The sequence below is a fragment of the Herpetosiphonaceae bacterium genome, from assembly GCA_036374795.1.
GTDB lineage: Bacteria > Chloroflexota > Chloroflexia > Chloroflexales > Kallotenuaceae > LB3-1.
The window spans coordinates 1-5,844 of sequence record DASUTC010000006.1 but is presented as its reverse complement, the minus strand read 5'-3'; the positions used below and the strand labels follow the sequence as shown (position 1 = coordinate 5,844).

Below are 5,844 nucleotides of genomic sequence, written 5' to 3'. Positions count from 1 at the left end.
GCCATCGGCGATCAGATGATGGAGGTTGAGCACCAGCAGATGGCGCTGAGGCTGAAGGCGCAGCAGGCGCACGCGGAGCAAGGGACCCTGCGCCAGGTCGAAGGGCTGGGCGACCGCCGCCGCAATGTGGGCAGCAAGCGCTGCCTCGTCGATCGTGGCAGCGGCGCTGAAATCATCCACCGGCATCGAGATCGTCAGCGTGGGCGCGACAGTTTGGAGCAGCTCGTCGTCGAGCAGCACAAAGGTTGTGCGCAGCGCCTCGTGACGGGCAACGACCGTCTGAATACTGCGGTTAAGCGCCGCAGCATCCAGCGGCCCTTCCAGGCGTAAGACGAAGGGGAGCGTGTAGGCCGAATGCTCAGGATTCAACTGCTCGGTAATCCAGAGCCGCTCCTGGGCAAACGATGCCGGAAAGGCGAACACATCGGCTGCATCATCGCTGACCTCGGCGTTATCGATCGGCCCGTCCTCGCTTGGAAAAGAGATCATGCTTGCTCCTGGCACATTACTGCTGATCGTGAGGTTTCTCCTGGGAACTGCTCTGCCGGGTCAGCGCGGCGCGCTTCATGCGATACATCTCGCGGGGCGCGGCGACGATCGGCTCGTGCGCGGGCAGATCGCTCGTCGTCGGCTGCTCGATCGTTGTGCTCGTCAGGTGGTGATCGATCGCCTGCGCGAGCAGCGCGATCGTGGAGCTTTCAAAAAGCTGCTGGATCGACACCGGCACGCCCAGACGCTGCTGAATCTGGCTGATGATCTGCGTTGCCAGCAGCGAGTGACCGCCGAGCTCAAAAAAATCATCGTAGACGCCGACCTGCTCGATCCCAAGCAGATATTGCCAGATACTCACCAGCGTCTCCTCGATCGCTGTTCGGGGCGCAACATACGGCGTGGCGGTCGAGCGAGCGGCTGTGCCGGTCCCACCCAGCGCGCGTCCCGGTCGATCCGCCTGATGGAGGGCAGCCCGGCGAAGCCTGCTGTGGAGATCGACGGTCGAGACGATCAGGCATGAGGCCGATTCGGTCGTCAGGGCGCGGTGGAACACCTCGATCACGTCGTCCGGCAGCAGGTCGGCAGCATCCTGATCCGCTGCCCATCGGGCTGCGTCGATCTCGACCTGCGCAAGATCAAGCCTGAGATTGATGCAGGGCCAATCGCTGCTTCGCTGCTGCTCGTGCGCCAGCGCCTCGATAAAGCGGGTCGTTGCCGCCGCCGCAGGTCCTGCTCCGCCGAGCAGCCCGGTATTCGCGGTGACGATCAGCGCGAAGTCCAGCTCCTGGTCGCCAAGCAGCTTCACAAAGTCGGTCGCGCTCGCTGCCTGCGGCCCAAACACGGAGAGGTAGGCTGCCTCATCGAACGCTCGAATCGGATATGTTGTCCGGGTACTTGCCGCAGCCGTGTAGAACACACCATGCAGGCCGCCGAAGCGCTCGATCACGTTTGCGATCACCTCGCGCATCCGCGCCGCATCGGCGGCATCGGCGGGCAGCACCAGCACCTCCGCGCCCAGTTGTTCAAGCGCCTGGATCTGGCGGATCTGCTGGCTCGCCGCATCCTCGACCGCGTGCGCATCGAGCCAGGCGGCCCACGACTCCCGCGCGGGCAATGCGACTGGCCCGATCAGCGCCAGCCGCGCCTTGACGGTTTGGGCGAGATAGGTTGCCAGCAGGTGGTCGAGCGGACTCAGCCCGCCCGCGATCAGGTACGTGCCGTTGTCGCGCAGCCGGCCAGGTCGGCCGGCTGCGGCTTCGATGCGCACGGCCTCGAACGTTTGCATCCAGCGCTGGCCGCTTCGATAGGCGATCGAGCTGCTGGTTGGCGCGGCCATCAGCTCGCCGATCAGGCACGACGTGAGCGCCGCCGCCTGGCGCGGGCTGGACGGCACGACTACATCGATCGCCTGGCAGCGCAAGCTCGCGTACTCCTGCGGAATCGCCGTACACGCGCCGAGGATCGTTGCTTTCTCAGGCGCGATCGGCTCGTCGCTGTGGACGCCGTGGAGCTGATTGGAGATCGCGATCAGGTGCGCCCGCTCGGCGAGCCGTGGTCCGAGCGCCTGCGCAAGGTGGAGCAGGCTGGCATAGCCGAGACGCTGCGCCTGCGCAAGCCGCGCGACGCTCCAGCCCTCCGGCTGGCCGGTCGTCAAGCTCCACAGATGGACGATCCGCTCCGGCAAGCTGCCTCGCGCCGCAAGCGACTCGATCAGGCGGTCGTAGTCTGCTCTTCCGTGCGGGCTGATCCGATAGGCGTCGGGCTGCGAGTCGTCGAACTGCGGGCCTGCTGTCACCCGCGTGATCGTCCGGCCCTGCTGGTCGAGCGCCTGAATCAGCAGGCTCGCCAGGCTGGAGCCGTCGTCAAAGATCAGCCAGCGCCGTGCCGGACCAGCGCTCTGAGCGATCGTCGGCAGGATCGACGGTTTCCAGAAGGGGATCGAGAACCAGTCGGCAGGATCGGGCTGTCTGCCATGCGTGACGGAACGGCTGGGCGCCTCGTCCTGCGCCTCGATCCAGTAGCGCTGGCGCTCAAAGGGATAGGTCGGCAACGGAATCCGGCGGCGCTGCTCCCCGGCATACATGCCCGTCCAATCGATCGGAACGCCCGCCAGCCAGCAGCGGGCCAGCGCGCCCGGCATCCCATCGTCGGAAGCGCCATCCCCGGCGCGGCGCAGGGAAGCCACGACGGCGTGGCCTGCGGCTTTCGCGCCATGCTGCCTGACGAGCGTGCTCAAGGTATGGCCTGGCCCAACCTCCAGCAGCAGCCAGTCTGCCTCAGCCAGCAGCGTCCGCAAGCCAGCGCCAAACTGCACGGTCTGCCGCAGGTGCCGCGACCAATAGGCCGGGCTCTGCGCATCGGACGCGGTGATCCAGGTGCCGGTGACGTTGGAGATATACGGGATCTGCGGCGGATGCAGCGCCACCTTGCAGACCTCATCGGCGAATCGATCCAGAATCGGCTCCATCATCGTGGAGTGGAAGGCGTGCGAGGTATGCAGCCGCCGATGCTCGATGCCGCGTGCGGCAAGCTCCGCCTGAAACGCGCTGATCGCATCGTCTGCTCCCGCGACGACGCAGAGCCGGTCGCCGTTGACCGCCGCCAGGGAAAGCGCATCGTTCAGCAGGGGCAGCAGATCCTGCTCAGGCAGCGACACGCTCAACATCGCGCCGCACGGCATGTGCTGCATCAGCCGTCCACGGATCGCCACCAGCTTCAATGCATCCTCAAGCGACCATACGCCAGCCACGCAGGCCGCGACATACTCGCCGATGGAGTGGCCGATCATCGCTCGCGGCTGCACGCCCCAGCGCATCCAGAGCTGGGCCAGCGCGTACGCGATCACAAACAGCGCGGGCTGCGCAAGCCACGTCTCGGTCAATCGCTCGATCGCCGCGTCGGCCTGCTCATCGGCTGGATACAGCACGCTGCGCAGATCGAGGCCGAGATCGTGAATCAACAGGTCGCAGCAGTGGTCGACGCTTGCGCGAAACACTGGCTCGTGCTCGTAAAGCTCGCGGCCCATCCCGACGTACTGCGCGCCCTGGCCCGGAAACATCATCGCCACCGGACGATCAGCCGTTGAGCACACGTCCGAGAGCACCCGCTGCGGATCGCATGGTTCGAGCGCGGCGATGGCATCGGCCCGATCCCGGCAGACCAGCACACGACGATGGTCGAAGCTGCGCCGCCCGACCTGGAGCGTGTACGTGACATCGGCTAGATCGGCGTCGGGATGCCGACGAAGATGCGCCGCCAGGCTGGCGGTGGCGCTGTCGAGCGCCGTGCCGCTCCGCGCCGAGAGCACCAGCAGATGCCAGGGCCGCGTCGTCGGCGCGGCATCCGCCACGGGCGCTTCTTCCAGCACGACATGCGCGTTCGTCCCACCGATGCCGAACGAGCTCACGCCAGCCCGCCGAGGAGTCTTCCCGGTAGCCCAGTCGCGCAGGCTGGTGTTGACGTAGAACGGGCTGCTGGCGAAATCGATCTGCGGGTTGGGCTGCGTAAAGTGCAGGCTCGGCGGGATCTGGCCGTGCTTGAGCGCCAGCACGGTTTTGATCAGCCCGGCCACGCCCGCCGCCGCGTCGGGATGACCAATACCGGTCTTGACCGAGCCCAGCGCGACCAGGCCGGTGTGCGGGATATGCGGGCGGAACACCTCATGCAGCGCCGCGACCTCAATCGGATCGCCGAGCGCGGTGCCGGTGCCATGCGCCTCGATGTAGCCGATCGACGCCGGATCGACCTGCGCCGCCCTGAGCGCGTCGGCGATGACCTGGGCCTGTCCCTCGATGCTCGGCGCGGTATAGCCAATCTTCCCGGCTCCATCATTGTTGATCGCCGAGCCTTTGATCACGGCATGGATCGTGTCGCCGTCGCGGAGCGCGTCCTTGAACCGTTTCAGCACCACCACGCCAGCTCCGCTGCTAAAGACCATGCCCTGTGCTGCCGCGTCAAACGCACGGCAATGACCATCCGGCGATGCCGTGCCGCCCCGCTCGTAGAGGTAGCCCGCAATGTGCGGCACGCCGATCGTCACGCCACCGGCCAGCACCATATCGCTCTCGCCGGAGCACAGGCTTTGACAGGCCAGATGGACCGCCACCAGCGACGACGAGCAGGCGGTCTGCACGTTCACGCTGGGGCCGCGCAGGTTCAGCTTGTATGACACGCGCGTCGGCACAAAGTCTTTGTCGTTGCCGATCAGCGCCTGGTAGCGCCCCGCCGACTCCAGCGCCGCGCGGTCGGCGGCAAGCAGATAGGTGTTGAAGCCAACGCCCGCAAACACGCCGATCCGACCCGCATACCGCAGCGAGTCGTAGCCCGCGCATTCCAGCGCGCTCCACGCGCACTCAAGGAACACGCGCTGCTGCGGGTCTGTGATCTGCGCCTCACGGGGAGTCATGCCGAAGAACTCGGCGTCAAACAGATCGATGTCGCGCACGATGCCGCGTGCCTTGACGTAGCTCGGATGCCGCAGCTCTGCCGGAGAAACACCCGCCGCCAGCAGCTCCTCATCGCTGAAGAAGCTGATCGCCTCCACGCCGTCGCGTAGATTTTGCCAGAACTCGTCGATAGTTGCCGCGCCGGGAAAGCGGCCATCCATGCCGATGATCGCAATCTCCGACGTAGCCACAAGATCGCCTGTCTGCTGCGTGTGCTCCAGGCCAGGCTCCGCTACCACGCTCGTGGCTGCTTCTCCCGCAAGATGCGCTGCCAGGGCTTTGATCGTCGGATAGCGAAACAGATCGAGCAGCGAGAGATCGACATCTAGCGTCTCGCGCAGCCGGGAATGTACCTGCGCAGCCAGCAGCGAGTGGCCGCCAAGGTCAAAGAAGGAATCATCGATGCCAACCCGCGCAACGCCGAGCACGTCCTGCCACACCGTGGCGATCGTTCGCTCGATCTGAGAGCGTGGAGCGCTAAACGGCGCGGCTGACTCCGCGCGCAGATCTTCAGGCATGGGCAGCGCCGTGCGGTCGATCTTGCCGTTGGGCGTCAGCGGCAGCGCGTCCAGCACCACGAACGCGCTCGGTATCATGTAGTCGGGCAGGCGCGCTCCCAGGAACGCGCGGAGTTCCAAGTGCAGCCCCTCACCCAGGCCGGGTGCCATGCCCGGAGGGCACCCGCCCTCTCCCACTGCGGTAGGAGAGGGGAATCTTTGTTCCTCGCCCCTTGGTTCTTGGTGCGCCCAGAGGGCACCCGTTCTTGGTTCTTCGACGACGTACGCCACCAGCCGTTTCTGCCCTGCCTGATCCTCACGGGCGAGCACCACGCTCTGCCGGATCTGTGGATGCGCCTGCAGCGCCGCCTCGATCTCGCCCAGCTCGATCCGGAAGCCGCGCAGCTTCA

Annotated in this window: 3 protein-coding genes; 1 reads left to right on the top strand and 2 read right to left on the bottom strand. The window is 66.2% G+C overall.

Features of this window, described 5'->3' with window-relative positions:
• Both VFZ66_00490 and VFZ66_00485 read right to left on the bottom strand, forming a co-directional pair.
• Positions 1 to 489, bottom strand: a 489-nt coding sequence (locus VFZ66_00490) for a condensation domain-containing protein (protein ID HEX6287630.1), incomplete at its 3' end; no start/stop codon positions are given.
• A 16-nt stretch (positions 490 to 505) separates the two neighbouring features.
• Positions 506 to 5,605: a beta-ketoacyl synthase N-terminal-like domain-containing protein gene (locus VFZ66_00485; protein ID HEX6287629.1), complete on the bottom strand. Its 5,100-nt coding sequence runs from the start codon at positions 5,603 to 5,605 to the stop codon at positions 506 to 508.
• A gap of 48 nt (positions 5,606 to 5,653) precedes the next feature.
• On the opposite strand from VFZ66_00485, the gene VFZ66_00480 reads away from it, so the two are divergent.
• The coding region (locus tag VFZ66_00480; GenBank protein ID HEX6287628.1) for a hypothetical protein at positions 5,654 to 5,844 on the top strand (191 nt) is incomplete at its 3' end.

What these genes read in the sequence shown, in the direction of transcription:
- VFZ66_00485 (HEX6287629.1), bottom strand. Translation starts at nt 5,605, where the DNA reads ATGGCACCCGGCCTGGGTGAGGGGCTGCACTTGGAACTCCGCGCGTTC.